Source organism: Moritella dasanensis ArB 0140, from assembly GCF_000276805.1.
Taxonomy (GTDB): Bacteria; Pseudomonadota; Gammaproteobacteria; order Enterobacterales; family Moritellaceae; genus Moritella; species Moritella dasanensis.
In genome coordinates, this window is record NZ_AKXQ01000004.1 from 104,857 (window position 1) to 122,003 (window position 17,147).

18 protein-coding genes are annotated in these 17,147 nt (G+C 41.1%); 12 read left to right on the forward strand and 6 right to left on the reverse strand.

Annotated elements, in window-relative coordinates:
* Positions 1-58: 58 nt before the first annotated feature.
* Complete coding sequence (locus tag A923_RS0104565) at positions 59-1,657, reverse strand: AMP-binding protein (protein WP_017220475.1); 1,599 nt, start codon at positions 1,655-1,657, stop codon at positions 59-61.
* Between the two features lie 364 nt (positions 1,658-2,021).
* On the opposite strand from A923_RS0104565, the gene A923_RS0104570 reads away from it, so the two are divergent.
* Complete coding sequence (locus tag A923_RS0104570) at positions 2,022-2,432, forward strand: hypothetical protein (RefSeq protein ID WP_017220476.1); 411 nt, start codon at positions 2,022-2,024, stop codon at positions 2,430-2,432.
* A 58-nt stretch (positions 2,433-2,490) separates the two neighbouring features.
* Here A923_RS0104570 and A923_RS0104575 read toward each other — a convergent pair whose 3' ends face one another.
* Positions 2,491-2,829, reverse strand: a complete 339-nt coding sequence (locus tag A923_RS0104575) for a hypothetical protein (protein ID WP_017220477.1) — start codon at positions 2,827-2,829, stop codon at positions 2,491-2,493.
* A 385-nt stretch (positions 2,830-3,214) separates the two neighbouring features.
* Here A923_RS0104575 and emrD point away from each other — a divergent pair, with 385 nt between their 5' ends.
* Positions 3,215-4,435 carry a multidrug efflux MFS transporter EmrD gene (gene emrD, locus A923_RS0104580; RefSeq protein WP_017220478.1) on the forward strand — a complete coding sequence of 407 codons (1,221 nt, stop codon included), beginning with the start codon at positions 3,215-3,217 and terminating at the stop codon, positions 4,433-4,435.
* 45 nt (positions 4,436-4,480) lie between these two features.
* Here the strand turns inward: emrD and A923_RS0104585 are convergent, their stop codons facing one another.
* The gene (locus tag A923_RS0104585) at positions 4,481-4,696 is read right to left on the reverse strand and encodes a hypothetical protein (protein WP_017220479.1); all 216 of its coding nucleotides are present in this window, start codon (positions 4,694-4,696) and stop codon (positions 4,481-4,483) included.
* A 110-nt stretch (positions 4,697-4,806) separates the two neighbouring features.
* Between A923_RS0104585 and A923_RS0104590 the strand changes: the two genes are divergently transcribed.
* Positions 4,807-5,397: a DUF938 domain-containing protein gene (locus A923_RS0104590; RefSeq protein ID WP_017220480.1), complete on the forward strand. Its 591-nt coding sequence runs from the start codon at positions 4,807-4,809 to the stop codon at positions 5,395-5,397.
* A 7-nt stretch (positions 5,398-5,404) separates the two neighbouring features.
* Here A923_RS0104590 and A923_RS0104595 read toward each other — a convergent pair whose 3' ends face one another.
* Positions 5,405-5,722 carry a hypothetical protein gene (locus tag A923_RS0104595; RefSeq protein WP_017220481.1) on the reverse strand — a complete coding sequence of 106 codons (318 nt, stop codon included), beginning with the start codon at positions 5,720-5,722 and terminating at the stop codon, positions 5,405-5,407.
* Between the two features lie 182 nt (positions 5,723-5,904).
* Here A923_RS0104595 and A923_RS0104600 point away from each other — a divergent pair, with 182 nt between their 5' ends.
* The 4 genes from A923_RS0104600 to A923_RS21995 are packed head-to-tail and all read left to right on the forward strand — an operon-like array spanning position 5,905 to position 9,381.
* On the forward strand, positions 5,905-6,819 hold the full coding sequence (locus tag A923_RS0104600) for a metal ABC transporter substrate-binding protein (protein ID WP_017220482.1): 915 nt from the start codon (positions 5,905-5,907) through the stop codon (positions 6,817-6,819).
* Positions 6,819-7,673, forward strand: a complete 855-nt coding sequence (locus A923_RS0104605; protein ID WP_017220483.1) for a manganese/iron ABC transporter ATP-binding protein — start codon at positions 6,819-6,821, stop codon at positions 7,671-7,673. The genes A923_RS0104600 and A923_RS0104605 overlap by 1 nt, the downstream gene beginning before the upstream one ends.
* Positions 7,667-8,524, forward strand: a complete 858-nt coding sequence (locus A923_RS0104610) for a metal ABC transporter permease (RefSeq protein WP_017220484.1) — start codon at positions 7,667-7,669, stop codon at positions 8,522-8,524. The genes A923_RS0104605 and A923_RS0104610 overlap by 7 nt, the downstream gene beginning before the upstream one ends.
* A complete protein-coding gene (locus A923_RS21995) occupies positions 8,524-9,381 on the forward strand; it encodes a metal ABC transporter permease (protein ID WP_017220485.1) in 858 nt (285 codons plus the stop codon). The genes A923_RS0104610 and A923_RS21995 overlap by 1 nt, the downstream gene beginning before the upstream one ends.
* Here the strand turns inward: A923_RS21995 and A923_RS0104620 are convergent.
* A complete protein-coding gene (locus A923_RS0104620) occupies positions 9,367-10,170 on the reverse strand; it encodes a class I SAM-dependent methyltransferase (RefSeq protein ID WP_017220486.1) in 804 nt (267 codons plus the stop codon). The genes A923_RS21995 and A923_RS0104620 overlap by 15 nt on opposite strands.
* A 130-nt stretch (positions 10,171-10,300) precedes the next feature.
* Between A923_RS0104620 and A923_RS0104625 the strand changes: the two genes are divergently transcribed.
* From A923_RS0104625 to A923_RS0104645, 5 genes are all read left to right on the forward strand, one after another.
* Positions 10,301-11,464: a glycosyltransferase gene (locus A923_RS0104625; RefSeq protein WP_017220487.1), complete on the forward strand. Its 1,164-nt coding sequence runs from the start codon at positions 10,301-10,303 to the stop codon at positions 11,462-11,464.
* Positions 11,461-12,864 (forward strand): lipopolysaccharide biosynthesis protein, encoded by a 1,404-nt coding sequence (locus A923_RS0104630; RefSeq protein WP_017220488.1) that lies wholly within the window; start codon positions 11,461-11,463, stop codon positions 12,862-12,864. The genes A923_RS0104625 and A923_RS0104630 overlap by 4 nt, the downstream gene beginning before the upstream one ends.
* Positions 12,865-12,936: 72 nt before the next feature.
* The gene (locus tag A923_RS0104635) at positions 12,937-14,427 is read left to right on the forward strand and encodes a sigma-54-dependent transcriptional regulator (RefSeq protein ID WP_017220489.1); all 1,491 of its coding nucleotides are present in this window, start codon (positions 12,937-12,939) and stop codon (positions 14,425-14,427) included.
* Positions 14,428-14,524: 97 nt separating this feature from the next.
* A complete protein-coding gene (locus A923_RS0104640; protein WP_017220490.1) occupies positions 14,525-14,953 on the forward strand; it encodes a hypothetical protein in 429 nt (142 codons plus the stop codon).
* Between the two features lie 25 nt (positions 14,954-14,978).
* On the forward strand, positions 14,979-15,179 hold the full coding sequence (locus tag A923_RS0104645; protein WP_017220491.1) for a hypothetical protein: 201 nt from the start codon (positions 14,979-14,981) through the stop codon (positions 15,177-15,179).
* Positions 15,180-15,266: 87 nt separating this feature from the next.
* On the opposite strand, the gene gltS is transcribed toward A923_RS0104645, so the two are convergent.
* Positions 15,267-16,490, reverse strand: coding sequence for a sodium/glutamate symporter (gene gltS, locus A923_RS0104650; protein WP_017220492.1), 1,224 nt, complete (start codon positions 16,488-16,490; stop codon positions 15,267-15,269).
* Between the last annotated feature and the right edge of the window lie 657 nt (positions 16,491-17,147).

Genomic DNA, 17,147 nt, shown 5'->3' on the forward strand with positions numbered 1-17,147 from the left:
GCTTGTCGTCATTTTATTTCATCGTTAATGTGACGCTTTATACCGTGCGCAACTCTTGTTATACAGTGCGTAACTCTCGACGTAAAATCTTACCGACAGCGGTCTTTGGTAACTCATCCATAAACACAATCTGCTTCGGCACCTTGTAAGCCGTTAAAAATTCTTTACAGTGTGAAATGACCTCTTCTTCAGCAAGATCTGGGTTTTCCTTTGATTTCACGATGAAGGCTTTAACCGCTTCACCGGTTTTTTCGAGCGGTACACCAATGACGGCGGCTTCTAGAATACCTGCGTGATTAGCTAAAATCTCTTCGACTTCGTTTGGATACACATTAAAGCCAGAAACGATGATCATGTCTTTTTTACGATCTACAATCTTGTAATAGCCGTTTTCTAGTTGTTCGGCAATATCACCTGTTTTGAAGAAACCATCTCGAGTCATGACTTCAGCTGTCGCTGTTTCACTATGCCAATAACCTTGCATCACTTGTGGACCTCGAACGGATAGTTCACCCGCTTGACCAGCTGCGACTTCATTATCATCGTCATCAAGTAGCTTAATCTCTGTGCCTGGCAGGGCTGCACCAATCGAGCCTATTAAGGTTTCTCCTGGGCGGTTAAACGTAACTACTGGCGCGGTTTCAGATAAACCATAACCTTCACAAATATCGCAACCCGTTACATCTTTCCATAATTTAGCCGTTGAACTAGTGAGTGCAGTACCACCTGACGTGGTTATTTTTAGTTGGCTGAAATCCAATGCTTTAAAGTCAGGTTGGGTACATAAACCAACAAATAAGGTATTGAGACCTGAGAACGCGGTGAATTTAACTGTTTTAATTGCGTTCACAAAGCCCGGCATATCACGTGGATTTGGGATTAATACAGTGTGGGCACCAGTACTGAAGTACAGTAATAAGGTGATGTTAAATGCATAAATATGATACAGCGGCAGTGGTGATATCAGTATTTCTTCACCTTGAGTGATCTCATTGGTTAAGCGGTGTTTGGTTTGGATGGTATTACTTAATACATTGCGGTGGCTCAGCATTGCGCCTTTTGATAACCCCGTGGTACCACCTGTGTATTGTAAAATAGCTAAATCATCTGCATCACAAGACACTGGCAGGTAAGGAGCCTGCTCACCGAGTGCAATCGCATCAAGTAATGATATTGTATCTAGTTGCGTTGAGCCTTGCGCTTGTGGGGCGAGCAAGTCTGCTGCATGGGTCGTAATAACTGTCTTTATGTTGGTATCAGGTAGTACTTTTTCTGCGACCGGTAATAAATCAGATAAGATTACTAATGCCGTTGCTTCTGAATTATTAAATTGATGTAGCATCTCTCTTGGCGTATATAGCGGGTTGGTATTAACTAAGACTAACCCTGCGCGAGTTGCACCATAAGCGGCAACCGGGAATTGAGTAATACTCGGTAATTGGATCGCAATTTTATCGCCGGGTTTTAGGTCTGTATGGTTTTGCAAATAAGATGCAAAGGCCGCAGAGAGATCATCTATTTCTTTAAAAGTAAGGGTTTTGCCTAAACAAGTATAAGCAGGTCTATTCGCATATTCTTCACACGTATCTTGTATCAAATCAGCAATACAATTGAGTCCGTTCAATTCGATTTTTTCTACAGCAGCATTCGATGACATAAATTATTCCTATCCATTAAGTTGTGTGGTGCATATCAAGTGACACCAGATAGCAGTAGTCGTTGCAATCTATTTATAATTAGCTATTTGTTACTAGCGATTTTTACAAACAGGTTATTTAAGCTGATTTTTTTTGAATAATAAATTTAAACAGTCGTATGATTTATTATCATACTGGCGAATTTATTGATTGCCGCGATCAACTCGTTATTTTTGCATATAGCTCAACTGGTCGGTTTAGTTTGTTGGGAATTTAAATATCAGCGTAATAGCAGGTTGAGCGGTTAGCAGCTAGGCTTTTATATATCGTTTTAATTTAATTCACGTAGCATATGTTAAATCATGCTTATAAAAGGTTGGATTTATGACTAAGTTGAAGATAAATATCATGTTTACATTACTGTTAATTTATCCCTTTAATAGTTTTTCAAAACAGCAAGTGGCTATCTTTTTGGGTAGCCCTATGTCTGGGTTTCAATATCAACAGGATGACTTACGATTTTCTTTGGGGCTTAAAGATTTCGGCTTTGCATTTGATCAGGTGTTTCGTGTCGCAGAATTATTGCAGAAACCTGAGTTGGATCCTTTATATGTGTATCTGGGAGCGCAGCTTGTCGATGACAATAAACATAAAGTAGCAGTGCGTTCTGGTATTGGCTTTCAGCAACCCTTCGACAAAGTCACATTGTATGCGGAGCTTGGTCCTAGCTTGTACGTGATAGAGGATGTGGATTTGAAACTAGAAGCGAGCTTAGGGTTAAAAATCGATTTTTAATCCTAAGCTCGCCTCGGGGTCGGTTGTTGTTTAAAGCTGCTGTTTAAAGTCGTGGCGATTACAAGTCCAAATACATTAATAGTGGAATGAGAATAATATTACAAATGACCAGAGAACTGGCCACGGTAAATATTTTTTTAACCTTGCTGCAGCGATAAATAAAATATTCGTCAAAATGCTGTAAATGCTCATTACGATGGATGTAATGAAATAATTGCATCTGCTTTGAGTAGTTACCTTCAGTTTTGAAAAACACGCGCCCATTTACCCGTTGATAAAGTAGCGGGTCTATATCCCTCATGTGATAAAGCAGGCAGCGTAACGAAGATACTGCACGCGCAACATTAATTAGAGTAATCAGTGAAAACGCGATAAAAATAAGATCACTATTATTCATATTTTCCCCTCAGCAAGTGCTGCACAGTGCTTGTCAGTTTCATTATCCTTATTATTATTAGTTTAATATATATTTTTACTTTCGGTATGTTATGCCGAATAAAAGCGAATTATTTATATTATTAAACGTTAATTTAACACCCTGTAAACACATTACTAAAACTAATCTGAACTCACTGAAAATATAGTGTTTTCTGAGTCTGATTTTACTTGCCTAACACTTGCCTCAAGACTATTATCCCGCCTGAAATGAAGAGTAAGATATTGCGTATATGGATTTAGCCTGTCAACAATCTTTACATTATCAATCCAAATAGAGTTTATCTCTAATTATTGCGGTTTTTAACCTTAATTACCGTTTTATATTCGTATATTATTATGAGGGTATGGTTGTGCTACAACAATCGTCTTCTGCCAACATGGCAAAGTTACTATTTCTAATTATTATCCTGACTGCGGTTGGCCAAATGACGCAAACGATGTATGTGCCATCAATTGCGGCGATGGCCACCGATTTTGCTGTTCAACCGACGTATTTACAAGCCGTTATGGCTGCTTACTTGATCCCTTATGGGTTATCACAGTTTATTTATGGGCCATTATCAGATCGCATTGGCAGACGTCCAGTGATCATGGTAGGTATGCTGATATTTTTACTGGGTACATTAGGGGCGTTGTTTGCACCGTCTTTTGAATGGTTCCTATTAGCCAGCTTTATCCAAGGTTCTGGCACGGGTTGTGCGGGCGCAATGTCGAGAACGGTCACGCGTGACTGTTACGATGGCGCAGCGCTGCATAAAGCCAATAGCTTAGTCAGTATGGGGGTGATATTTTCACCGTTATTGGCGCCGGTCGTTGGTGGTTACCTTTCAATGGCGTTTGATTGGCACGCAAGTTATGTGTTTTTACTGGTTTTTGGTGCGCTAGTGACGTTAGCTATGTTTACTATGTTTGATGAAACATTACCGCAAGAAAACCGCCGTAATGAGCCCGTTTGGACAAGCTATAGCTATGTGTTAAGTAACCGTCAGTTTCAAGGTTATGTATTTTGTTTGATCGCGACATTTGCCGGCATTGCTGTGTTTGAAGCGGCGGCAGGTGTATTACTGGGCAGTGTACTTAAACTTGATCCAACGACTATTAGCTGGTTATTTGTATTACCACTGCCGGGTTATTTACTTGGAGCGTGGTTATCGGCAACATTATCTGCACGTATCGGCCAGCGTCACTTGTTTAATATTGGCATGGCGACGTTAATCATTGGCGCGGTAGTGATTGTTATCCCAGGTATGAGCGGGCTAGTGACTGTTGTATCTTTGATTGGTGGTGGGTTTATTTCGTTTATTGGTGCTGGCATTATATTTCCAGCAGCAACGACAGCGGCAATTCAACCTTTCCCACATCATGCAGGCACTGCCGGTGCTATATTAGGTGGTATGCAAAATTTAGGGGCGGGTCTGGTGACATTATCTGCATCTTTGATGGGCGCAAAAGATCAATTTAACCTTGGTACTGTGATGCTAGTAGCTGCATTGTTAGTGGTGGTTAGCATATTATGGGTACGTCGTCGATTTACCAGTGATGCTGCAATGACGCCGAGTTTATAAATAGCTTATAAGAAAGACTGCGGGAACAGGACGTTCCCGTTTTAGTTACTGTTGATGCGCTCGATAATGTGGGTCTGTCCAGCAAAGTGGTAATTCTTCACCTGATAAGAAAAGCAAATCTGATTTTTTAAATGATTCAGGATCTTGCTGCTCCTCACCAACTTGATAACGACCTAATACTGTCTCATGGAATAGATTGGTAAGGTCATCTTGCCCTATCACTTCTATCATATCGTTATTGTTTCTATGTTTGAAAAACATAATAGACTCCACTTACTGTTTTCTATTAGTAGAGTATAGCTTGGGCTCACCTTTTATTTTGATTATCAGTTAAACTGCTTGTGCCAATGAACCCGTAATGTAGGTGTAATATGACAAAACCATTCTCGCAACCTTGTGAAAACAATAAACACGCGATTTTAACTGTATTAACACGTGAATTTATCCAACCCCAGCGAATACTGGAAGTGGGGACGGGCAGCGCCCAGCATGCGGTGTATTTTGCTGAACAGCTGGCGCATTTAACTTGGCAAACGAGTGACTTAGTTAGTAATCATGCTGGTATACACAGTTGGTTAGACAGTGTGTGTTTGGATAATTTACAGCGACCTTTAGCATTAGATCTCAATCAAGTTTGGCCAGTTGAAAAAGTGGATGGTATTTTTACTGCGAATACCTTGCATATCGTTAGTTGGTCTTTAGTGTGTAATTTCTTTAACGGGGTTGGTGCGCATTTATCACCTGGTGGCAAGTTGTGTATCTATGGGCCGTTTAACTATCAGGGACAATTTACCTGCCAGAGCAATGCTGATTTTGATGTGTGGTTAAAGAATATTGATATTGAGCGTGGCATTCGTGATATTGACGCGATTAATCAGCTGGCAAATGCACAAGGTCTGACATTAATACATGATCATACGATGCCTGCGAATAACCGTTTATTAGTGTTTGTTAAGTCTTAACTAACGGTTAACGCCTTTCACAAGACGTGCAGCCGCGACAAGCCGCACGTGTCTTACTACTACGATCAAGTCGACCTCGTTGTACTTTACAATAAGCATTCTTTAAACAGCGACGATAATCAAACCAGTCTTGCGGTTTTGTTAAGATCACATAACCGTTGAAGCGCTTGAGTAAATCATCTTGCCATTCATGCAATAAGCCACGGTCAAAACCAATCTCAAAGAAGTCTAATAATGCCGGAATACTGGCGAGTTTTTTTATCTGTTCAGCAGTACTGGGTTTGTTTGTTGCTTGCATCGTGACCTTTTCTGTTAATTCTGCCATAGCGATTCCATCGCGTAAATCTAAAGCCGACGCTTCGTTGCTGTGGATCAGTTGTTGTGGATTAAAAAATACAAATGATAATAATTATCATTTGTATTGAGGTGGTTTAGATTTATTGCTAGTATTGATGAATACCGATAAATAACGAACTAATCAGCTAACCAACCAAGGAAGGAATCAAGATGCAAGGTCAATTGGGTTTCATCACCTCATCACAACTTATATTCTCCCTGTTGTTATCTATGTCCATATGGACAAGCAACGCCATCGCTGCAGAAGCGCAATTTAAAGTAGTGACCACATTTACAGTTATCGCAGATATGGTTAGAAACGTGGCAGGTGATGCCGCTATCGTTACATCGATAACTAAACCAAATGCAGAGATCCATAATTACCAAGTAACGCCGGGTGATATTCGTCGTGCGCAAGGTGCAGATCTGATTATTTATAACGGACTTAATTTAGAGTTATGGTTTGATAAATTTTTCCGTAACTTAACCGATGTACCCAGTATTGTGGTGACTAAAGGCATCGTGCCTATGGGGATTGCCAAAGGCCCTTATTCCGGGAAACCCAACCCGCATGCTTGGATGTCAGCGAGCAATGCCTTAATTTATGTTGAAAACATTCGACAGGCCTTGGTTGAATATGACCGTGATAACAGCGCTGTTTATAACCAAAATGCACTGCGTTACAGTGCCCAAATACTCGATGCTGTTGAACCGTTTAAGCAGCAACTTACTCGGTTACCAAAGCATAAACGCTGGCTAGTGACGAGTGAGGGTGCCTTTAGTTATTTAACCCGTGATTACGATCTAAAAGAGCTTTATTTATGGCCGATTAATGCGGATTCACAAGGTACGCCGCAGCAAGTTCGCCATGTTATTGATGCAGTCAAAGCGAATAATATTGCGGCTATTTTCAGTGAAAGCACGGTATCTGCTCGGCCTGCGCAACAAGTCGCGCGTGAAACGGGCAGTCGTTATGCTGGCGTATTATACGTTGACTCCCTCAGCGGGGTTGATGGGCCAGTACCAACCTATATCGATTTACTGCAAGTCACATTGAGTACGATCACAGAAGGATTACAGCAATAATGATGGGATTAGAAGTGAACGATATTAGTGTGACGTATCGCAACGGCCATACTGCATTATTTAATGCCAGTTTTACCTTGCCACAGGGTTCTATTACCGCCTTGGTTGGTATTAATGGCAGTGGTAAGTCGACCTTGTTCAAGGCCATTATGGGTTTTGTTCGTTTAGCGAAAGGTTCTGTGAATATTTTAGGCTTACCGGTTAACAAGGCGTTAAAAAGTAACCTTGTCGCTTATGTGCCTCAGAGTGAAGAGATTGATTGGCATTTTCCTATTTTAGTTGAAGACGTGGTGATGATGGGACGTTATGGTCATATGAATATGTTTCGCATCGCCAAACCGACTGATCACGATAAGGTCAATATGGCGCTTGATCGCGTCAATATGGGCGAATTTAAGCATCGTCAGATTGGAGAGTTATCTGGTGGGCAGAAAAAAAGAGTGTTTCTGGCGCGCGCACTAGCACAAGAAAGCCAAGTGATTTTACTCGATGAACCCTTTACTGGTGTTGATGTAAAAACCGAAGAGCAGATCATGGCGTTGTTACGTGAGCTGCGCAGTGAAGGAAAAGTCATTTTAGTATCAACCCATAATTTGGGCAGTGTGCCTGAGTTTTGTGATAGGACGGTATTAATTAATCGCACCATTTTGGGTGCAGGACTAACCCGCGAAGTATTTACCCAGGATAACTTACAGAAAACCTTTGGTGGGGTATTACGCCACTTCATTCTTGCTGGTGATGAACTGCATGACGATGATGATGCCAGAAAGGTCACTGTGCTTTCTGATCACGAACGGCCTGTCGTGCTTTATGGTGACGGCGAACAAACGCCAGTAGTGAGGGACAGATGTTAGAAACGTTATTAAGTCCTTTTTATTATGGTTATATGGTTAATGCTATTTTAATCAGTGCGCTGGTGGGTGGTGTCTGCGCTTTTCTGTCTGCCTATTTGATGTTAAAAGGCTGGTCATTAATTGGTGATGCATTGTCACATTCTATTGTACCGGGTGTTGCTGGTGCTTATATGCTGGGATTACCGTTTTCGTTAGGCGCATTTTTTTCCGGCGGTTTAGCGGCCACGACGATGCTATTTTTAAATCAACGCACCAAATTGAAAGAAGACGCTATTATCGGGCTGATCTTTACTTCTTTTTTTGGATTAGGTCTGTTTATGGTGTCATTGGCTCCGACATCCGTGAATATTCAAACCATTGTATTGGGTAATATTTTAGCGATAACACCTGCTGATACATTACAGTTAGTGCTGATATCTGGTGTTTCATTGTTGGTGTTGATCGTCAAATGGAAAGATTTGATGGTGGTTTTTTTTGATGAAAATCATGCCCGCAGCATCGGTTTAAACCCCAATGCGTTAAAGGTTTTATTTTTTACATTACTCAGTGCGTGTACGGTTGCAGCATTGCAAACTGTCGGTGCATTTTTGGTGATCGCCATGGTGGTGACACCCGGCGCAACCGCTTATTTATTAAGTGACCGATTCTCTTGGGTGATAATACTGAGTGTGATCATCGGTGCGGTTAGTTCATTTATGGGGGCTTATCTAAGTTATTTCATTGATGGCGCAACTGGCGGGATCATTGTGGTTTTGCAAGCGATGGTATTTATGCTGGCCTTTGTATTCGCACCTAAGCATGGTTATCTTGCTGCTCGCTATAAAGCCAGACAAATCACGAGGACGTTATGATGTTAGAACCTTTTACCTTTATTTTTATGCAACAAGCATTTCTAATCGTATTGCTGGTGGCTATTCCGACCGCCTTATTATCGTGTTTCTTAGTATTAAAAGGCTGGTCATTAATGGGCGATGCTATCTCTCATTCTGTTTTACCTGGTGTGGTTATCGCTTATGTACTGGCTATTCCTTATATCATCGGCGCTTTTGTCGCGGGTATGTTCTGCGCCCTCGCAACTGGTTTTATTAAAGATAATAGTCGCTTGAAAGAAGATACCGTCATGGGCGTGGTGTTTTCGAGTATGTTCGGCTTAGGTTTGGTATTAATGACTAAAATTGAATCGGGTGTGCATTTAGATCATATTTTATTTGGTGATGTACTGGGCGTGAGTTGGACTGATATTATAGAAGTGAGTCTTATCGCACTGTTAGTCGTGATATTCATGCTGATAAAAGGCAAGGACTTATTGGTTTTTGTGTTTGACCATCAACATGCGAAAGCGATTGGTTTACCGACTGGATTATTACATTACGGTTTGTTGTCGTTATTATCTTTAACCATCGTATGTGCGCTGAAAGCGGTGGGGATGATCTTGGTTATTGCGATGTTGATAGCCCCTGGTGCAATCGCATTTTTACTGACGAATAAATTTCAAAATATGCTCATTGTTGCTTTATTAGTGTCGTTATTCGCTTCATTCTTTGGCGTATATCTGAGCTTTTTCCTCGACAGTGCTCCCGCGCCGACAATTATCATGTTGTTGAGCATTATCTTTATTTTAGTGTTTATCTATCGAAGTTACCAAGCCAAAGTAACTGCATCAAAATGCCCAACGCAGCAAGAGGATACTGCCTTAAACTATGTGTAAATCAGTAAGCCACTGCGCTTCGAATTCTTTCATTCTTAAGTGTTTACGTGAACTTTCATGGGCTTGTTTATGTTGCTCTGAGGTGAATGGACCTGCTTGACAAAAATGACAACAATCATCACCTAATATCGGCGGCCGAACGAGCTGCGAGCTAAGCCCTTGAACTACCTGTGATGCCGGGCGTGGACTCCACACATAGGTAATACCTTTCGTGTCTTTCACATGCTTATCACGGTCGACATTACGAATTCGGTATCCAGGGAAGTTAGTGATGTCGAACTTCATTTCACCCAGATAATTTATGTCGGTATTGAGTATTAACGCGTGTTCAATATTCCATTCAGAATAAGGTTTTACGTCTTTACTAGTGATGTAACACAGCTGTGAACCTTCAGGGTCGAGTAACAGTTGACAGCTATTGATTAAAAACTGGCGTAAAAGTCGGCGATTAAGGGTGTTAATACCAATACCGGCACATTTGTCATTAAATTCTGTTTTAGAGGTGAACCCTGGTACTAATGGAAACTGGAAAATGACTACGTCAAAGCTACGTCGGTTTATGTCAGACCAAGTCTCAGGATTGGTGATGTCGAACCCGGTTAATACTTGGCAATTGTTGGCGAGTAATTTTTGATAAAAATCATCACCATACTTATTTTCCAACGTTGCGAGCGGATCGTAAATCGTTGCTGTTAATTGCTTTGGCGCGTAGTGCTTAAGTAAGGCGTTAGAAAACGATAAATCGCCATCGCCAATTGTGAGGATGCGCCAGTTAGGATCAATATGCATGGTCAAAAATACTCATTAGTACGTTAGAGCGGGAGATTATACGGCAGTGCTGCGAAAATTTCACTTCTACAATGCCATTATCGTTATTATTTCTATACTTAGGTTAACTCTCTTATTAAGGGGCATAACAATGAAGCATATCGCAATTGTTGTTCCTGAATTCCCAATCGCTGCTGAAACATTTGTTGTCACGGAAATACGCGCGTTAGCAAAGGCGGGGCATCAAGTTACTGTATTTTGTTTTATTAAGCGTGATTCAGCAGTGACGTTGCCAAGTAATGTCACTGTAATTGATGTAAATACTGCATCAAATAAACAGGTATCTGCATTTATTGCCAGGCATCCGGTAGCGATGACAAAGGCGTTTAACTGTGCCAAGCATCAGCATGCCATTACCACTTGTTCTTTACTTATGTATGGCGCTAAATTGGCTTATCTTGCCGATAAATATCACTGTGAACATTTTCACTGTCATTTTATGCATTGCAGCTTGGCGTATACTCTCGTTGCCGCTCGCTGGCTTGAAATCACCACCTCGAGTGTGGAGCATGGGCGTGATGTCTATGAAAATAATGATGACATCAAATTTAAATTAACAGCGTGTAGTTTCAATATTGCCGAGTGCCAAGATATGCTGGAAAAATTTCAACAACTCGGTGCGACACATTTACATTTACTGCATAGCGGTGTCGATATCTCTCGTTTTCCTGCCCATCCTGCACCGCCACACAAGCAGCTTGAATTGTTATTTTTTGGTCATTTGGTCGAGAAAAAAGGCATCGCTTATACATTAGAAGCGTTGGCGCTGATTGCTGAAAGCAAACGTCCGCATCTTGATATTGTTGGGCAGGGTCCTTCACAGAAGCAACTCTATGACTTGATCAAAAAGCTACACTTAAAAACCTTTGTGCGTTTATTAGGTTACCGTTCACCGTATTGGATCGCACAGGAAGGCGCTAATTATGATGGTTTTGTTGCACCATTTTGTGTCTCTGACGATGGCGACCGTGATAGCGGCCCTGTGGTATTAAAAGAAGCAATGGCGATGGGGTTACCGGTTATTACCAGTGATGTGATGGGCTGTCGTGAGATTGTCACTGAGGATACCGGATACATAGTGGCTTCTAAAGATGTGCTGGCTTTAAAACTGGCGATTGAAGCGCTTATACAATGCCAGAACAATGTGCGTGAAAAAATGCGGATCCTTGCTAGGCAACGTGTAGAACAATTCTTTAATGCTCAAGTGCAAGCGCATCGACTATCTCACTTAATTGAAGGAGCCAGTGTTAAATGAACAGTTTGAGGGAGATGTTTATATATGGAATTGGTATTTTTGTATTAAAAGGCTTGGGCTTTATCATGATGCCCATTGTGACTCGCATGTTGACGCAAGTTGACTACGGTGAGCTTAATTTTTTAGTCAGTATTGCGTCAATGGTGAGTTTATTTCTAACCTTAGGGTTAGGGGATATTTTATTTCGTTTTGCCAGTGGCCAGGTAAAAGAAGATAACGAAGCGGTGATGCGTCAATGCTTTCGTTTATCATTATTGTGCGCGGCAACATTTTTGTGTCTAGCGTTACCGTTAAGTAGCTTAATCATGAGTTGGTTACCGGTGAGTTTAGGGTTGTTTGATCTGCAATTATTGCTGATTAGCTTATCGTTATCTTCATTACTCACTGTACCTTATTGTTATTTTAGAATGACTCACCGGGCTGTGCCTTTTATGGTATTTTCGATTGCCCAAGGTGGGCTGCAAACACTGCTTTCAATTGGCTTATTGCTATCAGGTTATGGTGTCACAGGGATGATGCTATCGAGCGCCATTAGTAGTTCCGCCGTCGCGATTGCCGTGTTAATTTATTTTCGCTCTCACTTGCAAGGTACGCGCGCACAGTTTTCACTGGAGCATTATCGTTATATCGCTTTTATTGTTTGTTCCGGCATCTTTGTGTACTGCCTGAATGGCGCCGAAAATTGGCTGGTAGTTATCCATTTAGGCAAGCAACAATTAGCGATATTCTTTGCGGCGGGGCAATTTGGTTTAATGATCTCGGTGGCTTTCGAACCATTTCGAATGTGGTGGTATGCAAGGCGTTTTCAGGTACATGAAATAGACCCGGAACAAGGTGCTAAATATGCGGTGCTCGGTGTGCAAATCGGTATGTTGTTGGCCGGAAGCATGTTATTTTTCGCGCCTATTTTGATGGATATTATGCTGCCTGAAAGTTACCGTGAAAGTATCAGTTTGATTCCTTGGATGTGCTTGATCATGGCGTTGCGATTTCACTCAGAGTTGTTGAATATTGGCTGTTTTTTGAAACAGAGTGCAAGGTGGGCATCCGTTATTGATGGCGCTTGTGCCGTGCATTTAGTGACAGTTGGTTATTGGGCAATTGGCGAATATGGCATCACCGGTTTATTGGCTATCATGGTGTTAACGGTATTGATTCGAGGCATACTCTTTTATGTGATTAGTCAGCGGTTGGTTTATTTACCATACTGCAAATCATATCTACTGACATCATGGGGTATTTTTATGATCCTCTTAACCGTGAACATGAGCAAGATCACTGGTTATCGAGTGATTGAGTTTATTCTGCTGGCGATAAATGTCTTGTTATTACTCTATTTTTATCGAGATTTGTGGCGCGGTTTACAATTTTCAACATGGCGAAGATACATTTCCCACTAATGTTATATTCATAGCTAAAGTTAAAGGATGAAAGATAAAATATGATCGATAGCGGTGACAAGGAATCATTATATGGAGTTTACTGCGTTATTAGTTGAAGACAGTGCGTCTATTGGTGCTATCTATAGTGCTTATTTACGTAATGAAGGGGCAAGTGTTACCCATGTTCAGTCAGGGCGAGAAGCATTAGCTGAACTTACGCGGTGGCAGCCTGATTTACTTATTTTAGATATCCAGTTACCTGATATGTCAGGGATGGATATTTTAATGACGGTACAGCAACGTCATCCCGACATCAGTATCATTATGATCACTGCACATGCTTCCATTGACCTTGCTGTCGATGCGATGCGTGCTGGCGCCTTTGATTTTTTAGTCAAACCTTTCGATGCTAAACGCCTTTCTATTACTCTTCGTAACGCACTTAAACAAAGGCAGTTACTCAGTTTAGTTGCGAATTATGAAAGCAGCTTACCGAAACATAATTACCAGGGTTTTATTGGCGAATCGCTCGCTATGCAAGCGGTATATAAGACGATTGATTGTGTTGCTAGCAGTAAGGCCTCTGTATTTATTGTCGGCGAAAGTGGCACAGGTAAAGAAGTTTGCGCCCAAGCCGTACATGATTGTGGCATACGAAAAAGCAAACCTTTTGTCGCGCTTAATTGCGCTGCGATTCCTAAAGAGTTAATGGAAAGTGAAATATTTGGACACGTAAAAGGGGCATTCACGGGGGCTACGTCTAATCGTGATGGCGCGGCAATACGTGCGCATGGCGGTACATTATTTCTGGATGAAATATGCGAAATGGATTTGGATTTACAGAGTAAGCTATTACGCTTTATTCAAACAGGTGTATTTCAGCGTGTCGGTGGGGCAAAAGAAGAGTGCGTTGATGTTCGATTTATTAGCGCGACTAATCGCCACCCTTGGCATGAAGTGACTGCAGGGAGATTCCGCGAAGATCTTTTTTATCGATTACACGTGATCCCGATTGAGCTGCCACCTTTGCGTATGCGTAATAATGATTGTCTGTTGATTGCCAAGCAGTTGCTTATTGATTACAGCATTGAAGAGGGTAAAGCATTCACTGGGTTCGATCATCGTACAATTGAGATGCTTACACATTACTCTTGGCCCGGTAATGTACGTATGTTGCAAAATGTGATCCGTCAAATTGTAGTACTAAACAAGGGGAAACTGGTAACGAGTAATATGCTACCTATCGATATACAACAAACTATAGAGCCTGATGAGAATAAAATAAACCCGACTGTATTAGCGTTCGATAATTATATTAGTACACATAATTCTAGCGAAGTTTTACCTACCTTATTACCGCATCTGACTGATTATATCCCGCCTAGAGCTGCTGTGGTTGTTAACAGTGTGGATGACGATATCGTGCCTTTGTGGCAAAGTGAAAAGCGTATTATTGAAACTGCTATTACACATTGTCACGGTAATATCCCTAAGGCGGCAGCACTGCTTGATATCAGTGCATCGACTATTTACCGTAAACGCCAGAGCTGGGCGCAAGTTACAGTGAGTAATGTAAATTAACTTGAGTTTAAATTATATTGTCTTTTATATCGATTTAGCTTTACATGATAACCATTATCAAATATAAATGAGAATTATTATTATTTGGAGTGTGATTATGCAAACTTGGGAAGTGTTGATGGCAGATGGTCATCGTTGTTTTAATGATAAGTCATGGCAAGATGCAGAATTGTATTATCAACATGCAGTTGAACAGATACAGCAACAATGGCAAGATAAACCTGAGAATGAAGCTTTATTAATGGCGTGGATATCGGTTCAACATAACTTAGCTGCGCTGTATGAAGCGCAAGACCAGCCTTATACCGCACTGCGATACTTGACTCTGCCTCATCAGTGGATGATGTCATTATTAGGCGGTAAGTACGTATCGGACACCTTAAAAGCATTAGCAACCCAAGCGATTAAAGTCACTTTAGTGCCATTATTAGACTTTAGTCGTCGCCATCCTATCTGTGAATCTTGTTTTGATGCTTTACAAATATCCCCCGAGTGGCTTGCTGAGCCTAATGCTACAGTGCATTAATCACCATTGTCGAATAGGAGTGGTTATGCGATTGATATCAGTCATTAAAACGGTATTTTTAGTATTCATGTGGTCTTTAGTTAATACCTATAGCTTGGCTTATGCGGGGCAAGATAGCCCTGATACTTTACCTTTTTTAACCAACGTGCTGTGGGTTTTACCGGTTATTCTTGCTGTCGTTTACGTGGTTATTTGTATTCGCCGCGTGTATCGAGTGAAGCGTTGAGAGGGATGTTAAGTCGGTGAGAAAGGGGTTACTGGTGAAGTTGTGCTTAGCTGATCTACTGCATAGCAGACCAGATAAGCACTTAGTTTAGCCGATAAAGCTAATGTAGCCTTGTAGGATAATTAAATTCACAATATCAATGAAGAATGCGCCAACAATAGGCACTACCATAAATGCTTGTGGTGAAGGACCGTAGCGTGACACGAGTGAACCCATGTTCATTACCGCTGTTGGTGTGGCACCAAGACCAAAACCACAGTGACCGCCGGCAATAATAGCGGCATCGTAGTTTGAGCCCATTAATCTAAACGTTACAAAATACGAGAATAGCGCTAATACAACAGCCTGCACTGACAAAATGATAAGCAATGGTAAGGCTAAATCAAAAATATTCCATAATTTAAGATTCATCAAGGCCATGGCTAAGAACAGCGATAAAGCCACTGTGCCTAGAATATCAACCGCTTCAGTATTGACTTTATAACTCTTGGTTACTTCCGTTGTATTGGTAAAGATCACGCCTAAGAATAGTGCATATACAAAGTCAGGAATACGTAACCAAGTGATGTTGAGTAATGATACCGCTTGTTCGACATAACCTGCACCAACGACACACGTTAGTAAAATAAACAGTGTTTCGATGATACTTTTACCCGTGATGCGGTCTTCTTCCAATTCATTGTAGGTGACGAGTTCTGGAAACTCTTCATGGTGATTGGTACCAATACCGTACTCGGATTCTAAGTTGTTTTTAGAGATAAGACGTTGGGCAACCGGCCCACCGATAATACCACCTATCACTAAGCCAAACGTTGCTGCGGCCATCGCCAGTTCAAGGGTATTTATCCCGTACATTTCGTAGAATGTTTGCGACCAAGCCGCGCCAGTCCCGTGACCACCAGATAAGGTGATTGAACCTGCAATTAAGCCGAAGATAGGCTCTAAGCCCAGCATTGTCGCTAAGCTAATCCCGATACCGTTTTGAATAATAATGTAAAGCGAAGCCACCGCTAAGAAAAGGAAAACCTTTGTGCCGCCTTTTAGTAGTTGGGTGTAACTGGCCGCTAGGCCTACGGTACTAAAGAACATAAGCATTAATGTGCTTTGTAGAGGCAGAGAGAATTCAAGCGTTATATTTTGAAAGTGTAAAATAGTGATGATGATGGCGACGATTAATCCACCAACTATCGGTTCTGGGATATTAAATCGTTGCAGTAGCGATATTTTCTTATTAAAGATATGCCCAATAAACAGCACTAAAAAAGCGATCAAAAAAGATTCTAGTTCACCAATTGAATAAATAGTATTCATATTACCTCTTGGTCTTTATACAGTCTTACATAACACGCTCAATCTAAAGCGAACCTGAATGAACAGGTAATAAAGCTGATGGTGTGATTAAAATTAAACTTAAAAATTGACAGACTATTGCTGCAGAATGAATGGATCCTGGCAGATGGAAGTGAACAGCATCATCATTGATGGCTGGGTATTCCATACTGGTTTTTAAGTTTTCTTAAATTGCGTTAAGCGCGAAGCTTAAGTATGTAGACAAACGTTACGTCTATGCATTGTATATGCATCGCAAGGTTTGTAATTTGGCTATCTGCGATTGATAGGTTAAATAAAAACAGTGATAGAATATATCATGCTTTGTCGATTTATCATTACCCTCAGCTATTATAGAATGCTTCTTAAACATATTGGTTGGTATTAAATGGTTTTCTGTGTGAATTTAGTACGTAATGTCGTTTTTAAACTATTTTCATGGTTCATCAATTTATGTGTAGTGTTTGGTAGTGCGAATCGATAGCGAACTTAGATTCAAATATTAAGGGACTTCATCTCGCCTTTAATTTACTCACGCGTCGATGATTGAAGCGCACGCGTAAATCGTAGCTTGAGCTGTCTCAATAAGGTAGAATAATATTTGTAACCGCGTACTCTAAGTGGATATTAGAGTTTAAA

Coding starts and splice junctions, on each gene's coding strand:
- A923_RS0104565 (WP_017220475.1), bottom strand. CDS start 1,657: ATGTCATCGAATGCTGCTGTAGAAAAAATCGAATTGAACGGACTCAAT.
- A923_RS0104570 (WP_017220476.1), top strand. CDS start 2,022: ATGACTAAGTTGAAGATAAATATCATGTTTACATTACTGTTAATTTAT.
- A923_RS0104575 (WP_017220477.1), bottom strand. CDS start 2,829: ATGAATAATAGTGATCTTATTTTTATCGCGTTTTCACTGATTACTCTA.
- emrD (WP_017220478.1), top strand. CDS start 3,215: ATGGTTGTGCTACAACAATCGTCTTCTGCCAACATGGCAAAGTTACTA.
- A923_RS0104585 (WP_017220479.1), bottom strand. CDS start 4,696: ATGTTTTTCAAACATAGAAACAATAACGATATGATAGAAGTGATAGGG.
- A923_RS0104590 (WP_017220480.1), top strand. CDS start 4,807: ATGACAAAACCATTCTCGCAACCTTGTGAAAACAATAAACACGCGATT.
- A923_RS0104595 (WP_017220481.1), bottom strand. CDS start 5,722: ATGGCAGAATTAACAGAAAAGGTCACGATGCAAGCAACAAACAAACCC.
- A923_RS0104600 (WP_017220482.1), top strand. CDS start 5,905: ATGCAAGGTCAATTGGGTTTCATCACCTCATCACAACTTATATTCTCC.
- A923_RS0104605 (WP_017220483.1), top strand. CDS start 6,819: ATGATGGGATTAGAAGTGAACGATATTAGTGTGACGTATCGCAACGGC.
- A923_RS0104610 (WP_017220484.1), top strand. CDS start 7,667: ATGTTAGAAACGTTATTAAGTCCTTTTTATTATGGTTATATGGTTAAT.
- A923_RS21995 (WP_017220485.1), top strand. CDS start 8,524: ATGTTAGAACCTTTTACCTTTATTTTTATGCAACAAGCATTTCTAATC.
- A923_RS0104620 (WP_017220486.1), bottom strand. CDS start 10,170: ATGCATATTGATCCTAACTGGCGCATCCTCACAATTGGCGATGGCGAT.
- A923_RS0104625 (WP_017220487.1), top strand. CDS start 10,301: ATGAAGCATATCGCAATTGTTGTTCCTGAATTCCCAATCGCTGCTGAA.
- A923_RS0104630 (WP_017220488.1), top strand. CDS start 11,461: ATGAACAGTTTGAGGGAGATGTTTATATATGGAATTGGTATTTTTGTA.
- A923_RS0104635 (WP_017220489.1), top strand. CDS start 12,937: ATGGAGTTTACTGCGTTATTAGTTGAAGACAGTGCGTCTATTGGTGCT.
- A923_RS0104640 (WP_017220490.1), top strand. CDS start 14,525: ATGCAAACTTGGGAAGTGTTGATGGCAGATGGTCATCGTTGTTTTAAT.
- A923_RS0104645 (WP_017220491.1), top strand. CDS start 14,979: ATGCGATTGATATCAGTCATTAAAACGGTATTTTTAGTATTCATGTGG.
- gltS (WP_017220492.1), bottom strand. CDS start 16,490: ATGAATACTATTTATTCAATTGGTGAACTAGAATCTTTTTTGATCGCT.